This is a genomic window from Kitasatospora sp. NPDC029312 (assembly GCF_055569215.1).
Genome location: NZ_JBVHXY010000029.1, coordinates 81,956 through 100,284 on the forward strand (window position 1 = coordinate 81,956; position 18,329 = coordinate 100,284).

General features: G+C 75.7%; 18 protein-coding genes. 9 read left to right on the top strand and 9 right to left on the bottom strand.

Translation table 11 applies throughout. The annotated features are described in order from the left end of the window. The first annotated feature begins 153 nt into the window (after positions 1-153). A complete protein-coding gene (locus ACZ4WV_RS23335) occupies positions 154-2,235 on the top strand; it encodes a primosomal protein N' (RefSeq protein WP_465749696.1) in 2,082 nt (693 codons plus the stop codon). 120 nt (positions 2,236-2,355) lie between these two features. Here ACZ4WV_RS23335 and ACZ4WV_RS23340 read toward each other — a convergent pair whose 3' ends face one another. Next, positions 2,356-2,979, bottom strand: a complete 624-nt coding sequence (locus ACZ4WV_RS23340; RefSeq protein ID WP_465749698.1) for a hypothetical protein — start codon at positions 2,977-2,979, stop codon at positions 2,356-2,358. 254 nt (positions 2,980-3,233) lie between these two features. On the opposite strand from ACZ4WV_RS23340, the gene def reads away from it, so the two are divergent. The 4 genes from def (at position 3,234) to ACZ4WV_RS23360 (ending at position 7,388) form a co-directional block, all read left to right on the top strand. Then, positions 3,234-3,779, top strand: a complete 546-nt coding sequence (def, locus tag ACZ4WV_RS23345) for a peptide deformylase (protein ID WP_465749700.1) — start codon at positions 3,234-3,236, stop codon at positions 3,777-3,779. A gap of 43 nt (positions 3,780-3,822) precedes the next feature. Then, complete coding sequence (fmt, locus tag ACZ4WV_RS23350) at positions 3,823-4,845, top strand: methionyl-tRNA formyltransferase (protein ID WP_465749702.1); 1,023 nt, start codon at positions 3,823-3,825, stop codon at positions 4,843-4,845. A gap of 67 nt (positions 4,846-4,912) precedes the next feature. Further along, complete coding sequence (locus ACZ4WV_RS23355; RefSeq protein WP_465749704.1) at positions 4,913-6,346, top strand: RsmB/NOP family class I SAM-dependent RNA methyltransferase; 1,434 nt, start codon at positions 4,913-4,915, stop codon at positions 6,344-6,346. Positions 6,347-6,413: 67 nt separating this feature from the next. After that, positions 6,414-7,388 carry a MerR family transcriptional regulator gene (locus ACZ4WV_RS23360; protein ID WP_465749706.1) on the top strand — a complete coding sequence of 325 codons (975 nt, stop codon included), beginning with the start codon at positions 6,414-6,416 and terminating at the stop codon, positions 7,386-7,388. Here the strand turns inward: ACZ4WV_RS23360 and ACZ4WV_RS23365 are convergent. From ACZ4WV_RS23365 to ACZ4WV_RS23385, 5 genes are all read right to left on the bottom strand, one after another. Then, positions 7,351-7,803 carry a hypothetical protein gene (locus tag ACZ4WV_RS23365; RefSeq protein ID WP_465749708.1) on the bottom strand — a complete coding sequence of 151 codons (453 nt, stop codon included), beginning with the start codon at positions 7,801-7,803 and terminating at the stop codon, positions 7,351-7,353. The two genes, ACZ4WV_RS23360 and ACZ4WV_RS23365, sit on opposite strands and share 38 nt — an antisense overlap. A 165-nt stretch (positions 7,804-7,968) precedes the next feature. After that, positions 7,969-8,313 (bottom strand): sulfurtransferase TusA family protein, encoded by a 345-nt coding sequence (locus tag ACZ4WV_RS23370; protein WP_465749710.1) that lies wholly within the window; start codon positions 8,311-8,313, stop codon positions 7,969-7,971. A 122-nt stretch (positions 8,314-8,435) separates the two neighbouring features. Then, the gene (locus ACZ4WV_RS23375) at positions 8,436-8,918 is read right to left on the bottom strand and encodes a MarR family winged helix-turn-helix transcriptional regulator (RefSeq protein ID WP_465749712.1); all 483 of its coding nucleotides are present in this window, start codon (positions 8,916-8,918) and stop codon (positions 8,436-8,438) included. A 73-nt stretch (positions 8,919-8,991) separates the two neighbouring features. Further along, positions 8,992-9,348 carry a DUF6204 family protein gene (locus ACZ4WV_RS23380; RefSeq protein WP_465749714.1) on the bottom strand — a complete coding sequence of 119 codons (357 nt, stop codon included), beginning with the start codon at positions 9,346-9,348 and terminating at the stop codon, positions 8,992-8,994. Between the two features lie 96 nt (positions 9,349-9,444). Further along, positions 9,445-9,771: a hypothetical protein gene (locus tag ACZ4WV_RS23385; RefSeq protein WP_465749716.1), complete on the bottom strand. Its 327-nt coding sequence runs from the start codon at positions 9,769-9,771 to the stop codon at positions 9,445-9,447. Positions 9,772-10,298: 527 nt separating this feature from the next. Here ACZ4WV_RS23385 and ACZ4WV_RS23390 point away from each other — a divergent pair. Together ACZ4WV_RS23390 and ACZ4WV_RS23395 are read left to right on the top strand one after the other, a co-directional pair. After that, complete coding sequence (locus ACZ4WV_RS23390) at positions 10,299-11,801, top strand: outer membrane protein assembly factor BamB family protein (protein ID WP_465749718.1); 1,503 nt, start codon at positions 10,299-10,301, stop codon at positions 11,799-11,801. A 165-nt stretch (positions 11,802-11,966) separates the two neighbouring features. Beyond that, on the top strand, positions 11,967-12,776 hold the full coding sequence (locus ACZ4WV_RS23395; RefSeq protein ID WP_465749720.1) for an alpha/beta fold hydrolase: 810 nt from the start codon (positions 11,967-11,969) through the stop codon (positions 12,774-12,776). 76 nt (positions 12,777-12,852) lie between these two features. Here ACZ4WV_RS23395 and ACZ4WV_RS23400 read toward each other — a convergent pair whose 3' ends face one another. The 3 genes from ACZ4WV_RS23400 to ACZ4WV_RS23410 all read right to left on the bottom strand — a co-directional run bounded on the left by ACZ4WV_RS23400 (position 12,853) and on the right by ACZ4WV_RS23410 (position 15,298). Then, on the bottom strand, positions 12,853-13,422 hold the full coding sequence (locus ACZ4WV_RS23400; RefSeq protein ID WP_465749721.1) for a hypothetical protein: 570 nt from the start codon (positions 13,420-13,422) through the stop codon (positions 12,853-12,855). An 8-nt stretch (positions 13,423-13,430) separates the two neighbouring features. Next, the gene (locus ACZ4WV_RS23405; protein WP_465749723.1) at positions 13,431-14,573 is read right to left on the bottom strand and encodes a serine hydrolase domain-containing protein; all 1,143 of its coding nucleotides are present in this window, start codon (positions 14,571-14,573) and stop codon (positions 13,431-13,433) included. Between the two features lie 200 nt (positions 14,574-14,773). After that, positions 14,774-15,298 (bottom strand): hypothetical protein, encoded by a 525-nt coding sequence (locus tag ACZ4WV_RS23410; RefSeq protein WP_465749725.1) that lies wholly within the window; start codon positions 15,296-15,298, stop codon positions 14,774-14,776. A gap of 185 nt (positions 15,299-15,483) precedes the next feature. Here ACZ4WV_RS23410 and ACZ4WV_RS23415 point away from each other — a divergent pair, with 185 nt between their 5' ends. Both ACZ4WV_RS23415 and ACZ4WV_RS23420 read left to right on the top strand, forming a co-directional pair. Further along, positions 15,484-16,863: a pyridoxal-phosphate dependent enzyme gene (locus ACZ4WV_RS23415; protein WP_465749727.1), complete on the top strand. Its 1,380-nt coding sequence runs from the start codon at positions 15,484-15,486 to the stop codon at positions 16,861-16,863. 196 nt (positions 16,864-17,059) lie between these two features. Continuing rightward, positions 17,060-18,046 carry an aldo/keto reductase gene (locus tag ACZ4WV_RS23420; protein WP_465749729.1) on the top strand — a complete coding sequence of 329 codons (987 nt, stop codon included), beginning with the start codon at positions 17,060-17,062 and terminating at the stop codon, positions 18,044-18,046. The last annotated feature ends 283 nt before the right edge of the window (positions 18,047-18,329 follow it).

An 18,329-nucleotide genomic window follows, 5' to 3' on the forward strand; every position in this document is an offset into this window, starting at 1 on the left:
CCCCACCCAACCCACCCCCACCCCCCCCCCCCCCCCCCCCCCCCCCCCCCCCCCCCCCCCCCCCCCCCCCCCCCCCCCCCCCCCCCCCCCCCCCCCCCCCCCCCGCTGTCGTCCCTGCGGAATGTCCGTGTGACCTGGTAGTACTTGGGAGCGATGAGCAGCACAGGGGAGAACGGGGCCGAGCCGGAGCAGCTGGCGTTCATCCGGGAGACGGTCAAGCGGGCCAAGCCCCGGACGTGGAAGGGCGCCAAGCGCGCTGAGCACCTGCCGGTGGCCCGGGTCGTGGTGGACAAGGGCGTGCTCACCATCGACAAGTTCTTCGACTACGAGGTCCCGGCCACCATGGCCGAGGAGGCCCGGCCCGGTGTGCGGGTGCGGGTGCGGTTCGGGGCCCGGGTGGTCAAGGGCCAGCGCGAGGGCGGGGAACTGCACGACGGGTTCATCGTCGCCCGGCTGGAGAAGAGCGACTTCCCAGGCCCGCTGGCGCCGCTCGCCCAGGTGCTCTCGCCCGAGCCGGTGCTCTCCCCCGAGCTGCTGCGACTGTGCCGCACCGTCGCCGACCGCTACGCCGGGACGCTGGCCGACGTGCTCCAGCTGGCCGTGCCGCCCCGGCACGCCAAGGCCGAGGCCGAGCCCTCGCCGCCGCCGCTGCCGCGCCCCGGGCCCCCGGCGCCGGGCGGCTGGCAGCGCTACCCGGCGGGGCCGGACTTCCTCGCCGCGCTGGCCGGCGGCGGCTCGCCGCGCGCGGTGTGGGCGGCGCTGCCGGGGCCCGGCTGGCCGTACGAGATCGCGCGGGCGGTGGCGGCGACGCTGGCGGGCGGCCGCGGCGCGCTGGTGGTGCTGCCGGACCGGCGGTCGGTGGCCCGGGTGGACCAGGCGCTCACCGAACTGCTCGGGCCGGGGCTGCACACGGCGCTGGAGGCGGAGCTCGGCCCGCGCGAGCGCTACCGGCGCTGGCTCGCGGTCAGCCGCGGCTCGGTGCACGCCGCGATCGGCACCAGGGCCACCATGTTCGCGCCGGTGCGCGACCTCGGGCTGGTCGTGGTCTGGTCCGACGGCGACGGCAGCCACAGCGACCCGCGCGCCCCGCACCCGCACGTGCGCGAGGTCGCGCTGCTGCGGGCGGCCGAGGAGGGCGCGGCGGTGCTGCTCGGCGGGCACGCGGTGACCGTGGAGGGCGCGCAGCTGGTCAGCACCGGCTGGGCGCGGCCGCTGGTCGCGGACCGCGAGACGGTGCGGCAGGTCGCACCGCGGGTGCGCACGGTCACCGACCAGGACCAGCACCGGGACGCCGCCGCGCAGGCCGCCCGGCTGCCCTCGGTGGCCTGGGAGGCCGCCCGGGAGTCGCTCGCGGCCGGGCACCCGGTGCTCATCCAGGTGCCCCGGCGCGGTTACGTGCCCCGGCTGGCCTGCGCACGGTGCCGTACTCCGGCCCGCTGCCGGCGCTGCGAGGGGCCCCTGGAGGCGCCCGCGGCGGACGCGCAGCTGGTCTGCGGGTGGTGCGGGGAGGCGGAGCGCGACTGGCACTGCCCCGAGTGCGGCTCGTTCCGGCTGCGGGCGCAGGTGGTCGGTGCCCGGCGCACGGCCGAGGAGCTGGGCAAGGCCTTCCCGCGGATTCCGGTGCGGACCTCGGGGCGGGAGGCGGTGCTGGCCGGCGTGCCGGACGAGCCCTCGCTGGTGATCTCCACGCCCGGCGCGGAGCCGGTGGTGGAGGGCGGCTCCGGGTACGGGGCCGCGCTGCTGCTGGACGGCTGGGCGCTGCTGAGCCGACCGGACCTGCGGGCCGGGGAGGAGGCGCTGCGGCTCTGGCTGGCGGCGGCCGCGCTGGTCAGGCCGTCGACGGAGGGCGGGACGGTGGTGGTGGTCGCCGAGCCCTCGGCCCGTCCGGTCCAGGCACTGGTGCGCTGGGACCCGCTCGGGCACGCCGGGCTGGAGCGGGACGAGCGGGCGCAGCTGCACTTCCCGCCGGTGTCGCGGATGGCCTCGGTGAGCGGGAGCCCGGCGGCGGTCGCCGATCTGCTGAACCTGATCCGGCTGCCGGAGGGGGCGGACGTGCTCGGGCCGGTGCCGGTGCCCGCCCTGCGGGGCGAGGAGCAGGAGCGGGCGCTGCTGCGGGTGGCGCCCGGACAGGGGGCCGCGCTGGCCGCGGCGCTCAAGGCGGCGCAGATCGCGCGGATCGCGCTGCGGACGCCGGAGCCCGTGCGGGTGCGGATGGATCCGACGGACATCGGGTAGCGCCGCGCTCGGGGGTGGGTCGGAGCGGACCTCGGCGTCGGGCGGTCGCCGTTCCCATGGGGCGGGAGACGAGCCCTGCGGGGGCGGGGTGAATGGGCCACCCCGCCCCGGGTGGCCCGGTCAGCCGCGCAGGGGGATGCCGGTGCGGTCGGGCTGTGGGCGCTCGACGGCGGCGCGGTCGAGGGGAGCGCGGTCGAGGGGAGCGCGGTCGAGGGGGGTACCGCGGTCCAACGGGGCGCCGCGGTCGAGGGCGACGCGGTCCAGGCCGCCCTGGCGGGCGGCGGGGACGGTGGCGGACAGGCCGCCGCGTTCGGCGGCGGGGGCGGGCAGCTCCTCGGAGCGGTCCGGGCGGTTGGGAGCCGGGACGGCGCCGCTGGCGGCGAGGAGTTCGCTGGTCGGGCGGCGCATGCCGTAGCGGCGGTGCACGGCCTGCTTGGTGACCCCGAGGGCGGAGCCCACCGAGTCCCAGGAGAAGCCGAGCGCCCGGTCGAACTCGACCGCCGCCGCCACCAGCGTCTCCACGCTCTCCCTCAGCTCCTGCGCCAGGCGCACGGTGGGCGCGGGCGCCCGGCCGTACACCACGAAGCCGGCCGAGGTGCTGGGGCGGCGCGGTCGGTAGACGTTCCCCAGCTGGGCGGTGAGCGTCCGCAGCGCGTCGACCTGGCGCCTCACCCGCTCGATGTCCCGCACCAGCAGGTGCAGGCTCGCCCGCGCCCGGGCGTCGTGGTTGATCTGCTCGGCCATGGCCTACGTGCCACCTTCCGTACGGTTCAGCTCGGCCGGGGCGCGGTGTCCCGTGCGCCCGGCCCCGGTCAATCTCTCTTGACCAACGCCGAAGCGGGGGCCGGGGTAACGCGGCTCGCCGGAGTCGGCCCGCGCCGGGGGCCGGTGCGTTCGCCCGGGGACGGCCCTCCGGGGCCCCGGGCGAGTTGCATAGACTTGCCGTGAACCAGTCGTTGCCCGTAGCCCGTGACCTTCCGGACAGGAGCCCGTACCCCGTGGCGATCCAGCCGATCCGTCTCTTCGGAGACCCCGTCCTGCGGGCCACCGCCCAGCCGGTGACCACCTTCGACAAGGAACTGCGCAACCTGGTCCACGACCTCACCGACACCATGCTCGACGCCCCCGGCGCCGGCCTGGCCGCGCCCCAACTGGGCGTCTCGCTACGGGTGTTCACCTACCACGTGGACGGCGTCACCGGGCACCTGATCAACCCGGACCTGTCGCTGAGCGAGGAGGAGCAGGACGGCCCCGAGGGCTGCCTCTCGCTGCCCGGGCTGCGGTACGACACCAGGCGGGCGTACGGCGTGGTGGCCAAGGGCTTCAACATGTACGGCGATCCGGTCACGCTGGAGGGCACCCAGCTGCTCGCCCGGTGTATCCAGCACGAGACCGACCACCTGGACGGCATCGTCTTCATCGACCGGCTCGACCGGGAGCAGCGCAAGGCCGCGCTGAAGGCGATCCGGGAGGCGGACTGGGGCGACGGGCCCGCGCCGGTCGTCAAGGTCTCGCCGCACAGCACCTTCGGTGCCGCTCGCTGACTCCGGTCGGCCTCCTGAACTCCGCTTGACAGAAAGGCACTTGATGCGTCTCGTGTTCGCCGGCACCCCCGAGGTCGCCGTTCCCGCCCTGGAGGCGCTGCTCGCCTCCGACCGGCACGAGGTCGTCGCGGTGGTCACCCGCCCCGACGCCCCGGCCGGGCGCGGCCGCAAGCTGGTCGCCAGCCCCGTCGCCCAGCGCGCCGAGGAGGCCGGGATCGAGGTCCTCAAGCCGGCGAAGCCCAGCGACCCGGAGTTCGTCGCCCGGCTCACCGAACTCGCCCCCGACTGCTGCCCGGTGGTCGCCTACGGCGCGCTGCTGCGGCCCGGCACGCTGGAGATCCCCAAGCACGGCTGGGTCAACCTGCACTTCTCCCTGCTGCCCGCCTGGCGCGGCGCGGCCCCGGTGCAGCACGCCGTGCTGGCCGGCGACGAGGTCACCGGCGCGTCGACCTTCCTGATCGAGCAGGGCCTGGACTCCGGCCCGGTCTACGGCGTGATCACCGAGGAGCTCCGCCCCGGCGACACCAGCGGCGAACTGCTCACCCGGCTGTCGGTCTCCGGTGCGCGGCTGCTCGCGGCCACCATGGACGGCATCGAGGACGGCTCGCTGCACCCCGTGCCGCAGCCCGCCGAGGGCGTCACGCTCGCGCCGAAGATCACCGTCGACGACGCGCGGATCCACTGGGACCACCCCGCGCTGCGGATCGACCGGGTGGTGCGAGGCTGCGCACCCGCGCCGGGGGCGTGGACGGAGTTCCGGGGCGAGCGCCTGAAGCTCACCGGGCCGGTCAAGCTGCTGCCGGAATCGGCGGAACTGGCGCCGGGCGAGGTCGCGATGGCCGGCAAGAACAGCGTGCGGGTGGGCACCGGGAGCCACGACATCGAGCTCGGGGAGGTGCGTCCGCAGGGGAAGAAGGAGATGCGGGCGGCGGACTGGGCACGTGGGGCGCGGCTGGAGCCGGGGGAGCGGCTCGGCGTCCCGGCCGACGGCCCCGACGGCCCCGGCGGCTCTGAGCGCGCTGAGGGCTCTGGGGGCGCCGAGGGCCCCGGCGGCTCCGAGCGCTGAGGCCCCGGTTCGGCGTTACTGTTCGTCTGATGACTTCTGATAACCACCGCAGCACCTTGAGGCACCTGTGACCACCCCCAGCGCCAAGCGCGCCCCCCGCCCGCACCGCCGCCCGAAGAAGGACCCGGCCCGGATCGTCGCGTTCCGCGCCCTGCGCGCCGTCGACGAGCGCGACGCGTACGCCAACCTGATCCTGCCCTCGCTGCTGCGCGAAGCCGAGCAGCAGGGCATGGACCGGCGCGACGCCGCCCTCGCCACCGAGCTGGTCTACGGCACCCTGCGCCTGCAGGGCACCTACGACGCCGTCATCGCGGCCTGCATCGACCGGCCGCTGAGCAAGGTCGACCCGCCGGTGCTGGACGTGCTCTCGCTCGGCGCCCACCAGCTGCTCACCACCCGCATCCCCACCCACGCGGCCGTCTCGGCGACCGTCGAACTGGCCCGGGTGGTACTCGGCGACGGCAAGGCCAAGTTCGTCAACGCCGTACTGCGCCGGATCAGCGCCCACGACCTGGACACCTGGATCGAACAGGTCGCCCCGCCGTACGACCAGGACGCCGAGGACCACCTGGCCGTCGTGCACTCCCACCCGCGCTGGGTCGTCTCCGCGCTCTGGGACTCGCTCGGCCGCTGGCAGCCGGACGCCTCCGGGCGCGGCGCCGTGGAGGAGATGCTGCGTGCCGACAACGAGAGGCCCGAAGTGACCCTGGTCGCCCGCCCCGGCCGGGCCACCGTCGGCGAACTCGCCGAGGCGCTGCCCGAGGCCGAGCCGGGCCGCTGGTCCCCGTTCGCGCTGCGGCTCGCCGAAGGCGGCGACCCGGGCTCGCTGGCCGCCGTCCGGGAGAACCGGGTCGGCGTGCAGGACGAGGGCAGCCAGCTCGTCGCGCTGGCCCTGGCCTCGGCGCCGCTGGACGGGCCGGACCGGGTCTGGCTGGACGGCTGCGCCGGACCGGGCGGGAAGGCGGCGCTGCTCGGCGCCCTGGCCGCCGAGCGGGGCGCGGCGCTGGTCGCCAGCGAGAAGCAGCCGCACCGGGCCAGGCTGGTGGCGCGGGCCCTGGAGGGCAACCCCGGCCCGTACACGGTGATCGCGGCGGACGGGACGCGGCCCGCCTGGCGCTCCGGCGGCTTCGACCGGGTGCTGGTGGACGTGCCGTGCTCCGGCCTGGGCGCGCTGCGCCGCCGTCCGGAGGCGCGCTGGCGGCGCCGGCCGGCCGACATCGCCGCCTTCGGGCCGCTGCAGCGGGACCTGCTGCGCTCGGCGATCGAGGCCACCCGGGTCGGCGGGGTGGTCGGCTACGCGACCTGCTCGCCGCACCTGGCGGAGACCCGCGCCGTGGTGGACGACGTGCTGCGCGGCGAGGGCGGCCGGGTCGAGTGGATCGACGCCCGGCCGCTGCTGCCCGGCGTACCGGCGCTCGGCGACGGGCCGGACGTCCAGCTGTGGCCGCACCTGCACGGGACGGACGCGATGTACCTGGCGTTGCTGCGGCGCACGGCCTGAGGCCCTCGGCCGCTCGCGGCTGCGGTGGCTTGCATCTCCCGTCGGGGGAGGTACCAGAGTGGTGGCCGTGAACGGCGAAACACGTCCACTCTGGACGATCGGTGAACTGGCCCGGCGGACCGGGCTGACGGTGAAGACCGTCCGTTTCTACTCCGACCAGGGCATCGTGGCGCCGGCCGACCGCAACCCGGCCGGCCACCGGCGGTACGGCGCGGACGCCGTCGCCCGCCTGGACCTGGTGCGCACCCTGCGCGAGCTCGGGCTCGGGCTGCCGGAGATCCGGCGGGTGCTGGAGCGTGAACTCGCGCTCCCCGACGTCGCGGCGGCCCACGCCGAGGCGCTCGACCTCCGGATCCGGGTGCTGCGGCTGCGGCGTGCCGTGCTCGGCGCGGTGGCCCGGCACGGGTCCACCACGGAGGAGTTGACGCTCGTGCACCGGTTGGCCCGGTTGACGGGGGAGGAACGTCGGCGCCTGGTCGGGGAGTTCCTGGCCGAGGTGTTCGGCCCGGACGGCGGTACCGAGGCGTTCGGCCCGGACGGCCGGAGCGAGGGGGTGGCCCGGTCGCTGACGCCGGAGCTCCCGGACGACGCCACGGTCGAACAGGTCGAGGCCTGGGTCGAGTTGGCGCGGCTGGCGGGGAGTGCCGGCTTCCGGGAGCTGTTGCGCCGTCTGGCGGCGGACGAGGCCGCGGAGTGCGGAGCGGGCGGGCCGCCCCGGCCGGGGCTGGCCGTGCTGGTGCGCTCGACGGTCGGGCCGGCGGCCGAGGCCGGGGTGGCGCCCCGCTCGCCCGAGGCGGCCGGGGTGGCGGCGGAACTGCTCGAACGGTACGCCGGGCTGCCGGGGGTCGCCGTGACGGGCGGTGCGTCCCGCGTCCGGCTGCTGGAACGGCTGCGGGCGATGGCCGACCCCCGGCGGGAGCGGTACCTGACGCTGCTGGCGGTGGTCAACGGCTGGACGGCGCCGCAGAGTTCGGCGACGGTGCTGGAGTGGGCGGCGCAGGCGCTCACGGCCACGGCCGCGACGGGCCGGGGCAGTCGGTGAGGAAGGCGTGGGCCTGGGCCCGGAGGTGGTCGATCGGCGGGTCCTCGCAGATCACCTCCAGGCCGAGCCCGGTCGCCTGGCCCCGGTGGTAGTAGGACTGGTAGGCGAGGTACGGGCGGTGGTCGTCGGTTGGATCGAGGCCCACGGCGAAGGTCGCGAAGTGGATCCGCTCGTTCCCGGTGCGCTCCGACTCCGTCCGGGAGAGCCGCCACTCGAACTCGTACGGTTCCGGGTCGGAGGGCAGGTCCAGGAGGGCCTGGGCGAGTCGGCGGACGTCGTCCGGACCGGCGAAGGGGAGCGACTCGGAGTAGAACGGAGCGGCGGCGGACAGCTCCCAGCCGTTGCCGTTGCGGCTGACGGTCAGTGCCCACTCGCCGTCCTGGTCGTGCCAGCGGCAGCTGAGGATCGGCTCCATGGTGGTCAACCTCCCTGTGGCGCGCGGCCGTTTCACCCCCGCCCGCTCATCGTGGCACACCGGGCGGGCCGTCGGGGCAGCGCGTGAGGGGCGTGCGGACGGAGCGCGGGCAGGGATGAAAGAACGGCCGCGCCTGCGGCGGCTCGGGCGCGCGGGGTCGCCCGGTCAGGTCGTGGCGGGGTGCCAGGGGCGGTCGGGGCGGGTGAGGACCGGGCTGGAGGTGAGGCGCAGCCCGTAGACCGCGCGGTCGTCGTCGGCGGGGACGGGAGCGGTGGCGGAAGCGGGGACGGGGTCGGGGACCGGGCCGAGGTACTCATGGCCGGTCAGGTGGCACCAGGCGGGCAGGTCGAGCGGGGCGGCGGGGTCGGTGGTGTGGATGTGGACCACCGCGCCGGCCGGGAGGTGGGCGATGCGGGCGCGCAGGCGGAGCAGGAGCTGGACGCAGAGCAGGCCGGTGCCGTCGACGGTGAGGTCGGGGGCGGGGGTGCTGCCGTGGTGGTAGTGCGTCATGTGCTGTCCCTCGCGCTGGTGCGGGCCCGTCGGCCTTTGGTACGGGTCTCGGGTGCGGCCAGCCTAGGTCGTGGGGGTGCGGGTGGCGGGCCGGGGGTGGCCGTGGTCGGCGGTCAGGGGGTTCAGCGGGTCAGCGGCGCGAGGAGGGTGCCGAGGGCGGTGAGGTCGTCGGCGGGCCACTGGGCGAACAGGTCGGCGGCGACCTGGCGGGCGGTGTGCCGCATCTCGGCGAGGCGTTCACGACCGGTGGCCGTCAGAGCGGCGTACGCGACCCGGGCGTCGCGCGGCGCGGGCTCGCGGGTGACCAGGCCGATGCGTTCGAGCGGGGCCAGGCCGCGGGTCACGCCGGAGGCGGTGAGGCCGAGGGTCTCGGCGAGGTCGACGCGACGCATCCGGCCGCCGGGTGCCTCGCTGAGGCGGAGCAGCATCGTGAAGTCGGACAGGCTCACGCCGTGCAGGCCGCTGAGGCTGGCGTCGAAGCGCTTGACGACGGTGGCCTGGGCGCGGACCAGGCGCAGGGCGGTGTCCAGGGGATCGGGGCCGGCGGGTGCTGCCGCGGGGGTTGGTGCGGGCTCTGGCGAGGGTTCTGGTGCGGGGTTTGTCATTGCCACCTCCTTGACTGCTCAAGTATATGCCGGAGCGGAGCCGTCAAGGAGGTGGCGCGGGGGAGGGGGTGGGTCAGTGGGCGGACTGGGCGGCGCGGCGCCGGCGCTTGCCGAGCGGTGCCTGGGACAGGTCCTCGGCCTGGGAGCGGAGGTTCTTGTAGCCGTAGCCGCGGCTCGACAGCCAGGACCGCGCCGCCTGCTCGGCCCGCTCGGTGGCCTCGACGATGTCCTCCTCGGCCTCGCCCTCGTCGAGGAAGCGGAAGGTGAAGGCGGCCCGAGCGGTCAGGTCGTAGCTCAGGTGGCCCTCGCGGGTGAAGGTGGCGTGCAGCACGTCGTGCTCGGCCGCGGCCGCGACGAGTGCGGCGCGCTGGTCGTCGGTGAGGCCGTCGAAGACGCCGCGCACCATGATGCGGAAGGTTCGGTTGGTCATGCCCCGACGATAGGCAGCGGGGGCCGCAACCCGCCAATGTGATTTCGGTGTGCCCCGGCGCGCCAGGGCCGGCGGTGGTTGGCGTCGAAGTCCGGCTCACGGGGGCTGGGTCTCGCGGTGGGCCAGCAGCGACCAGAGGATCCAGCCGGTGACGCGGGTGCGGGTGACCAGGACCTTCGCCCAGCGTGCGCCGAGCGGCGACGTCCAGGTGTCCACCACCTCCACCTGGTCACCGGAGTTGGCGAGCCCGACCACCGGGTCCGCGCCGAAGTGGTCGAGGCGGACGTTGGCGGCGCTCGCGGAGACCTCCCACCAGCCGGACGCGACCGCGGGCGGCCGCGGCTCACCGGGAGAGACGGCCGCCGGGACGAGCAGGATGGCGAGGGAGACCGCCGCCGCAGTCGCCCGGCCGATCACCGCCACGAGAGCCTCGGGATCGCGCTGTGCCCGGGCCGTGCGGAAGCTGTGGACAACGGGGGGATCATGTACAGCAGAACGAGCCGCCCCGGCGTGCGCGTACGGGCGCGCGCCGACGCTCACCCGGTCGAGTGAGCCAGGCTGCGGCGGCGCGCCGGGCCGCGCCCGCTTCTCCGTCAACTGGACCGATGAACGGCCGAGTTGGCTCAGGACCGGCGGGGCGGCTGCTCGCCCTCGAGTACGGACCGGGAGCGCGCGGAGAACAGCTCGGCTGCCGGACTCGCTGGACTCGTCGGCCCGCGATGCCGGGCAGCCCCGAGGCCCGTCCGGGCGTGTCCGGGGGCCTTCGGGAGCCTTCGGCGGCCTCAAGCCTTCGCCGCCGATTCGTAACGATCGCGCTGCTCAGGGCCTCCCATGCGCAGGAAGGAGCGCGGTTTTCCCTTCTCTTTGTTTCGGATCTTGGCGGCCTCTGCGACGATCCGGTGATCGTCGCCTCGTTGCGGTGGGCGACGCGTCGCAGGGGAGAGACGGGCATGGCCGAGCGGCCCGAGGACAGCGTCGTCCGGGCGAGGACGAGGTGGCACGCCAGGTTCGCGGTGAGCGGGGAGACCTGGATGGTGGTCTGCGGCGGCGTGCTGGGGGCGATGTTCGGGAGTCTGGGCCTGGCGGTGGTGTTCGCGCCCGCGAACGGGTTCGGTGGCGACAGCCTCCCGTTCATGGGCGCCGTCAGCATCCTCGGTCTGATGCCCTGCGGCGCCGGGTTCGTCTGGGCGCTGATCCACCCCCGGCGCGGCCTGCCGGCCGTGGCCATCGGGGCGCTGCTGGGGCTGGGCATCTTCCTCCGCTTCGCCGGGGACGGCCTCAACGACTCCTGGAAGGCCCCGCTGGACCGCCCGTCCACGGTCCGCGCCGTCGGCAGCTGGACCAGCGGGGACCTGGTGGTGCGGGTCCGGCCCGACCAGGTGGTGGCCTACCGCAGCGCCGGCGGGGCCGTCGCCTGGCGGTGGACGCCCCCCGGCGAGGACTCCGTGTGCACCATGAGCCGGGGGATCGGTGCCGGCGGCATCGGCCTGATCGGCCACTCCCCGCACGACCGCCCCTGTGCGGCGGTGACGGCGCTGAACCTCGCCGACGGCCGCGAGAGCTGGCAGGCCGAGGTGGACGCGCCCGCCCGCGACGGCGACTCCGCCACCGCCGACCTGGTCGCGGTCGCCGGGCCGCAGGCCGTCCTCCAGGACCGGGACGGCTGGCGGGCCGTCCGGCTGACGGACGGTGCGGCGCTGTGGCACAGCGCGGCCGGCCCCGGCTGCACCCCGTTGCAGGTCGCGGGCGGCGAACAGGACGTGGTGACGGTCACCCAGTGCGGCGACACCGAGCCGCCGGTGCTGCGGACGATCGCACCGGGGGACGGGGCCGAGCGCTCGAAGGTCGCCCTGCCGGCCCCGGGCGGGGTGAAGAACCTCGAGGTCGTCTCGGTGGATCCGCTCGCGGTGTGGGTCGACGCCCAGGCCGAGCGCGGCACCCACGCGGTGCTCAGCTACGACCGGGCGGGCCGGCAGCGCGCCTCGATCCCGGTCTCCGGCGACGAGTACGACCTCGACGTGATGCTGGGCGGTGTCCACGCCTTCGACGAGTTCAGCGCCCGGCCGCTGTTCGGCGGTGTGGTGGTGGGGGACCTGTTCATCGTGCCGGGCGAGAAGCCGGGAGACGTCGGCATCAGCGGTGGCAGTCACCCCGGCCGCACCGCCACCGGGCGGCTCGTCGCGTACTCCCTGGCGGACGGCGGCAAGCGCTGGACGGCGGGCCTGGACGACCAGGTGACGGGCGTGCTGGTGGACGGTGACTCGGTGTGGGCGATGACCCGGGACAAGGTGACCCGGGTCGACGCGGCGACCGGCCGGCAGAGCCGGGAGCTGGACGTCAACGACACCGCCTCGCTGTACCCCGTGGACCTGTCGGCGGCGGGGCGGGAACGGTTCACGGTGGTGGCGGAGGACGGCACCCGGGACGAGCCGCCGGTGCGCGGCATGAGCTGAGCACGGCGCCCCGCGCCTGCGGACACCGGGGCGCGGACGGCGCGGCTGCCGTCGCCACCGCCCGCGCTGGTGACGGTGTGTGATTGCCCCGGGAGCGACGGCTGAGCCTTCCCAGCGGTTGTGTCAGGCTGGTGGGAGAGCGCCGCCGACGTCGGGAGGCTCGTGATGACCGAGATCAGGGTGAACGGGGTATCGCTGCACTACGAGGTCCGTGGCGCGGGCCCCGGGGTGGTGCTGGTGCACGGGTCGTGGAGCGACGCGGACTGCTGGGCACGGGTGATGCCGGGCCTCGCGGAGTCCACCACCGTCGTCGCCTACGACCGGCGCGGGCACAGCCGTAGCGAGGACCTGCTCACCCAGGGATCCGTCCACGAGGACGCGGCCGACCTGGCCGGGCTGATCCAGGGCCTCGGACTCGCGCCCGCCTTCGTCTGTGGGGAGTCCTACGGCGGCATGGTCACCCTCCGGCTCGCCGCCGCCTGGCCGGACCTGCTGCGCGGCATCGCCGTGCACGAGCCGCCGGGCAGCGGCATCCTGCTCGCCGATCCGGAGCTGCGCCCGATCGGTACCGCCTTCGCCGACCGGATCGCCGCCGTCCGGGAGCTGCTGGAGCAGGCGGAGTCCGCGGCCGCCGCCGAACTGTACGTCAACAGCATCGGGTTCGGGCCCGGCGCGTGGGAGCAACTGCCCGCGCCGATCCGGCACACCTACATCCGCAACGCGCCGACCTACCTGGACGAGCTGCGCGATCCCGACGCCCTGGACCTCGACCTCACCGGGCTGGCGCGGTTCACCGAGCCCGCGCTGCTCACCCAGAGCGACGACAGCGCGCCGATGTTCGGGGAGGTGCTGGACCTGATCGACCTCACCCTGCCGAAGGCGGAGCGGCACCTGTACGTCGGCGCCGGCCACGCCCCGCACCTGTCGCAGCCGGAGGAGTGGGTGCGGGTCGTCCTGCCGCGCGCGCTCGCCTGAGCCGGCCGGTGGCCGCCGTGGCGACGGCGTCCGCTCCCCGCGCGGCGGCCCCTCCCCGCGCGGGCGTCCTGCCGCTTCAGCGTTCGGCGGCGCCCCAGCCGTCGTCGGGCAGGGAGGGGTCGGGCTCGGGGCAGTCGGTGTGCTCGTAGCCCCACAGCAGCGCCTTGGACAACAGCCAGTCCTCCAGCAGCGGTTCGCCGTAGCCCTCGCGTTCGACGAGGACCAGGGCCACCCAGAGGTCCTGGGCGGGCGAGAACTCCAGGGTCCGCTGGTCGGGGACGTTCTCGTACGTCACCGTCCGCCAGGTGCAGCCCGCCGCCGTGAGCGCCGCCGTCAGCTCCGACTCGCCCACCCGCGTCGCGTAGGTCCGCAGTCCGCCGCCCGCGCGCGGGAGTTCGAGTTCGCCCTGCCAGGTCGGCAGGGTCAGTGACCGGAGCCGGCGGCAGCGGCAGAACACCGTCAGCACGTCGCCGAAGCCGAAGGAGTGCGGCCAGCGGGTCTCCCGGTGGATGCGGCCGCCGTCCCACGGCTCGCCGTAGCGGGCCGCCAGTTCGGGCAGGGAGGCGCCGTAGCGGAGCTCGCCGAGGGCGCCGGTGGCGGCGAGTTCCGTGATCCGGGCCAGGAAGTCCCGCCCTTCGTACGGCACTTCGGGCGTCACCCCAGGCAACCGCGCACCGCCTCGATCAGCCGGTTGGCGCGGGCGTCGCCGTGGCCGATCATCCGGTTCGCCACGTATCCGAAGCCGACGCCGAACTCGTCGTCACCGAAGGCGAACTGGCCGCCGGCGCCGTCGTTGCCGAAGCTGCGCGGGCCGAGCAGCCGGCGGAAGGCGGGGGAGTCGAGCAGCAGGCCGGAGCCCCAGCGGGCGCCCATGTCGAAGCCCAGGAAGCCCTGGCCGGAGGAGAGTTCGCGCACCGCGTCGGCCACCGTGTCGGGCGAGAGCAGCCGCTCGCCGCCGTCCAGGCCGGTGGCGGCGGCCGCGTACAGGCCGGCCAGGCCGCCGGCGGAGGCGACGGCGCCCGCGCCGGGCAGTTCGATCGTGTGCAGGGCCGGGTCGTTCCAGCCGTGGGGCACATCGAGGCCGGGGAAGACCAGCGCGCCGTTCATCGTCACGATCCGGGTGAGCAGGTGCTCCGGGCCGGGCATGGGGCGGCGGCCGTCGGCCTCCACCAGCCGTGCCACGCGCGGGAGTTCGTTCTCCGGCAGGCCGATCCAGAGCGGCAGGCCGAGCGGCTCCGCGATCTCCTCGCGCAGGAAGGCGCCCGGGGTCAGGCCGGTGATCCGGCGGATCACCTCGCCGACCGCGAAACCGAGCACATGGCCGTGGTACTCGTACGTCGTCCCCGGCTCCCACAGCGGCTGCTGCTCCTCGATCGCCCGGACCACCGGCTCCCAGGCCGCGATCTCCTCGAAGGAGAGCACCGCGTCCAGGGCCGGGATGCCGGCCCGGTGGCCGAGGATCGTCCGGGTGGTGACGGCCTGCTTGCCGTGGCGCGCGAACTCGGGCCAGTAGCGGGCGACCGGGGCGTCCAGGTCGAGCCGGCCCTGCTGGGCGAGGAGCAGGGCGCTGATGCCGACCGCGCCCTTGGCGCAGGAGAACACGGGCACGAGGGTGTCCTGCGTCCAGGCCCGGCCGGTGTGCTCGTCGGCGGTGCCGCCCCACAACTCGACCACCTTGCGGCCGCCCACGTACACCGTGGTGGCGGCGCCGAGCTCGGGGAACTCGGCGAAGTTGGCGGCGAAGGCGTCCGCCACGGCGCCGTAGCCTTCGTCCGCCCACCCCTGGTACTGCTGCATCGGTGCGGTCCCGTTCTGCTCGTGGCCTGCGCCAAGATCGTCGACCGGACCACGCTACGGGGTCGGGACCGCCATGACGAGCCGTTTTGCCCGGGCCGGGACGGATGGGGCGGATGTGACGAACGGCCTTGCGGCGGAGCGACGCGCCGGCCCTGTGGGCGGCGGGCTGCGGCTTTCCGTCCGACGGACCCGGAGAGGCGTCAGTCCGCCGTAGTCGCCCGCTGAGCGGCCGGCCCCGGCGCGCGGGTCACGCGGTCCCTGACGCCCCGGTGCGGCCAGGCGGCCACCGCCAGGGCCGTGCCGATGCCGACGAAGGCTGCCGCGCCGGCCGGGACCACCCAGCCGGTGAGCGGGTCGGCGCCGTCGTGGTCCCCGTGGTCGAGCGCGCCGAGCAGGGCGGTGAGCAGGCCGTACGGGACGAGCAGGGCGCCGGCCCGGGCGGCGGTGAGCAGCAGGAGCCGGAGCGGGCGGCGTCGGGGTGGGCGGCGGGCCAGGACGGCGGCGAGGGCGAGGCCGGTCAGGGCCAGCACGGCGGTGAAGTCCACGCCGTGGCGCTCCAGCCAGACCAGGGCGGTGGGTGCGCCGTTGCGCCGGAACTCGTCGCTCAGCTCGAAGCCGGTCACCAGCCCGGCCCGGCCGCCCGCCGCCCAGTAGGTCTTCAGCGCGATGTACGGCAGGGCGAGGCTGCCGGCCAGGGTGACGATGCGCAGCCGGTGTCGGTTCATGTCCGCTCCTCGGGTTCTGGTGCTTCAACCCTGCTTCGCGTCAGGAGGGTTGTGGTCCTGCGCCGGGAGGGGCCGCCTCCCCCCGGCGGGGGAGGCACGGGCCGGGCGGCCTAGCAGGGCGCGGGGGTGGGCAGGCTCGGTCGGACGTACCGTGCAGACGTCTGCACCGGATGAAGGAGCGCATGATGACCGCAGTGCACGAATCCGTCCTGGAGGCGATCGGCGGGACGCCGCTGTTCCGCCTCGCCCGGCTGGGAGCCGGGATCGCCGCGCCGATCTACGCCAAGGCCGAGTTCCTCAACATCGGCGGCAGCGTCAAGGACCGTGCGGCGCTGTCCATGGTGTTGGCGGCGGAGCGGGACGGCGTGCTGGAGCCCGGTGGGACGATCATCGAGGCGACCTCCGGCAACACCGGCATCGGGCTGGCCCTCGTGGGCCGTCAGCGCGGGTACCGGGTGATCGCCGGGGTGTCGGACAAGGCGTCGCCGGAGAAGGCGGACATCCTGCGGGCGTACGGCGCCGAGGTGGTGCTCGCGACGACGTCCGTGCCGCGGGAGGATCCGCGGCACCTGTTCAACGTGGTCCGGCGGCTCACCGAGGAGATCCCCGGAGCCTGGCTCGCCAACCAGTACGACAACCTGGCCAATCCGGACGCCCATGTCCGGACCACCGGCCCCGAGATCTGGGAGCAGACCGGCGGCCGGGTGACCCACTTCGTCGCGGGCGTCGGCACCGGCGGCACCGTCACCGGCACCGGCGGCCACCTCAAGCAGGTGTCCGGCGGCGCCGTGACCGTCATCGGCGCGGACCCGGAGTCCTCCTCCTACGGCGGCGGGGACGGCAGCCCGTGGTTCGTCGAGAGCATCGGGCACTTCCTCCACCCCGAGACCGTCGAGGACCGCTGGCCGCAGGCCTACCGCTCCGAGGTGATCGACTCCTTCGAGCGCATCCCGGACCGCGAGTCGCTGCTGACGGCGCGCCGGCTCGCCCGCGAGGAGGGCATCCTGGCCGGTCCGTCCTCCGGTACCGCCGTCGCGGCGGCGCTGCGGACGGCACGCCGGCTGGGGCCGGAGGACCTGGTCGTGGTGCTGCTGCCGGACTCGGGCCGCTCCTACCTGTCGAAGGTGCACAGCGATGCGTGGATGCGGCGCTGGGGCTTCCTGGAGGAGCCGGGGGAGACGGAGCTGCGGGCCGCGCTGGCGTCGGCGGGCCCGCTGGTGACGGTCGGGGCGGACGCGACCGTCGGCGAGGCGCTGGACGCGCTGCGGGCCGCGCTGGGCGGAGTGGCACCGGCGGTCCTGCCGCGGGCGGCGCGGCCGTACGGGGTGGCCGACGCGGAGGTGCTGGGCTCGGTGTCCCACGAGGTGCTGCGGGCGGCGCTGGCGGACGGCGGGGCCAAGCCCGACGGCCCGGTGCGCCCGCTGCTGGGGCCGGCGCTGCCGACCGTCGGGGTCGGGCAGCCGGCCGCCGAGGCGCGGGCCGCGCTGGCGGGCGGACATCCGGCGGTGGTGGTGCTGGTGGACGGGCGGGCGGCCGGGGTGCTGACCCGGGCGGTGCTCGGGTAGGCGGGCTCTGGTGGCGGCTCGGGTAGGTCGTCGGTGTGGGCCGCCGCTGGAGGGTCGCCGCTGCCCCGGAGCGTCCCGCTGGCCGAGCGCTCCGCGGGCCGTCGGCCGTACGGAAGTTCGCCACGCACGGACGCTGATCCGCCAGGCTGCGCAATGTGCTGGACACCGGTGCCGGTGTGGTCTTGGGTGGGGCGCCATGGAGTACACCCACCTCGGCCGCACCGGCCTGACCGTCTCCCGCCTCTGCCTCGGCACCATGAACTTCGGCCCCCACACCGAGGAGGCCGAGGCCCACCGCCTGATGGACACCGCCCACGAGCGCGGCATCAACTTCTTCGACACCGCCAACTCCTACGGCCGCGACAGCGAAGGCCGGCTCGCGGGCCGCACCGAGGAGATCATCGGCCGCTGGTTCGCCCAGGGCGGCGGCCGCCGCGAGCGCACCGTGCTCGCCACCAAGGCCTACGCCGCGATGAGCGACTGGCCCAACGAGGGCAGGCTGTCCGCGCTCGCCGTCCGCAAGGCCGTCGAGGCCAGCCTGCGCAGGCTGCAGACCGACCACATCGACCTCTACCAGATGCACCACATCGACCGGGACACCCCCTGGGAGGAGATCTGGCAGGCGATGGAGGTCCTGGTCGCCCAGGGAAAGATCATCTACGTCGGCTCCAGCAACTTCGCCGGCTGGCACATCGCCCAGGCCCAGGAGGCAGCCCGCTCCCGGCACTTCCTCGGCCTGGTCAGCGAGCAGTCCCTCTACAACCTGCTCGACCGCACCGTCGAACTCGAGGTCATCCCCGCCCTCCAGCACTACGGCCTCGGGCTGATCCCGTGGTCCCCGCTGCGCAGCGGCCTGCTCGGCGGCGTCCTCCGCAAGGAGCGCGAGGGCACCCGGGTGCGCGGCGCCATCGGCCTCGCCGGAAAGCTCCTGGCCAAGCACCGGGACCGCATCCAGGCCTACGAGGACTTCGCCGACGAGATCGGCACCGATCCCGCCGACCTCGCGCTCGCCTGGCTGCTCTCCCGCCCGGCCGTCACGGCTCCGATCATCGGCCCCCGCACCCCGGGCCACCTCGACGCCGCCCTGCGGGCGCTCGACCTGAAGCTCGACCAGAAGACGCTCGACCGCCTCGACGAGCTCTTCCCGGGCCACCACCCGGCCCCGGAGGACTACGCCTGGTAAGTCCAGCGGGCCCGCGCCGGCGGAATCCCGCGGGCCGGGCCGGGGCGGGCCGGGGCGGTCCCGGGCGTCGCGGGCCGGGGCGTGCCAGGGCGGGCCGGACGTCGCGGGCCGGGGGCGCGGGGCACTCCCGACGCCTGGGGTACAACCCTCGGGACTTCCCGACCCCCGGGGGGGGGGGGGGGGGGGGGGGGGGGGGGGGGGGGGGGGGGGGGGGGGGGGGGGGGGGGGGGGGGGGGGGGGGCGAAGGGGGGGGGTGGGGGGGGGGGGGGGGGGGGGGGGGGGT

What these genes read in the sequence shown, in the direction of transcription:
- ACZ4WV_RS23335 (WP_465749696.1), top strand. Translation starts at nt 154, where the DNA reads ATGAGCAGCACAGGGGAGAACGGGGCCGAGCCGGAGCAGCTGGCGTTC.
- ACZ4WV_RS23340 (WP_465749698.1), bottom strand. Translation starts at nt 2,979, where the DNA reads ATGGCCGAGCAGATCAACCACGACGCCCGGGCGCGGGCGAGCCTGCAC.
- fmt (WP_465749702.1), top strand. Translation starts at nt 3,823, where the DNA reads ATGCGTCTCGTGTTCGCCGGCACCCCCGAGGTCGCCGTTCCCGCCCTG.
- ACZ4WV_RS23365 (WP_465749708.1), bottom strand. Translation starts at nt 7,803, where the DNA reads ATGGAGCCGATCCTCAGCTGCCGCTGGCACGACCAGGACGGCGAGTGG.
- ACZ4WV_RS23370 (WP_465749710.1), bottom strand. Translation starts at nt 8,313, where the DNA reads ATGACGCACTACCACCACGGCAGCACCCCCGCCCCCGACCTCACCGTC.
- ACZ4WV_RS23375 (WP_465749712.1), bottom strand. Translation starts at nt 8,918, where the DNA reads ATGACAAACCCCGCACCAGAACCCTCGCCAGAGCCCGCACCAACCCCC.
- ACZ4WV_RS23380 (WP_465749714.1), bottom strand. Translation starts at nt 9,348, where the DNA reads ATGACCAACCGAACCTTCCGCATCATGGTGCGCGGCGTCTTCGACGGC.
- ACZ4WV_RS23390 (WP_465749718.1), top strand. Translation starts at nt 10,299, where the DNA reads ATGGCCGAGCGGCCCGAGGACAGCGTCGTCCGGGCGAGGACGAGGTGG.
- ACZ4WV_RS23395 (WP_465749720.1), top strand. Translation starts at nt 11,967, where the DNA reads ATGACCGAGATCAGGGTGAACGGGGTATCGCTGCACTACGAGGTCCGT.
- ACZ4WV_RS23405 (WP_465749723.1), bottom strand. Translation starts at nt 14,573, where the DNA reads ATGCAGCAGTACCAGGGGTGGGCGGACGAAGGCTACGGCGCCGTGGCG.
- ACZ4WV_RS23410 (WP_465749725.1), bottom strand. Translation starts at nt 15,298, where the DNA reads ATGAACCGACACCGGCTGCGCATCGTCACCCTGGCCGGCAGCCTCGCC.
- ACZ4WV_RS23415 (WP_465749727.1), top strand. Translation starts at nt 15,484, where the DNA reads ATGACCGCAGTGCACGAATCCGTCCTGGAGGCGATCGGCGGGACGCCG.
- ACZ4WV_RS23420 (WP_465749729.1), top strand. Translation starts at nt 17,060, where the DNA reads ATGGAGTACACCCACCTCGGCCGCACCGGCCTGACCGTCTCCCGCCTC.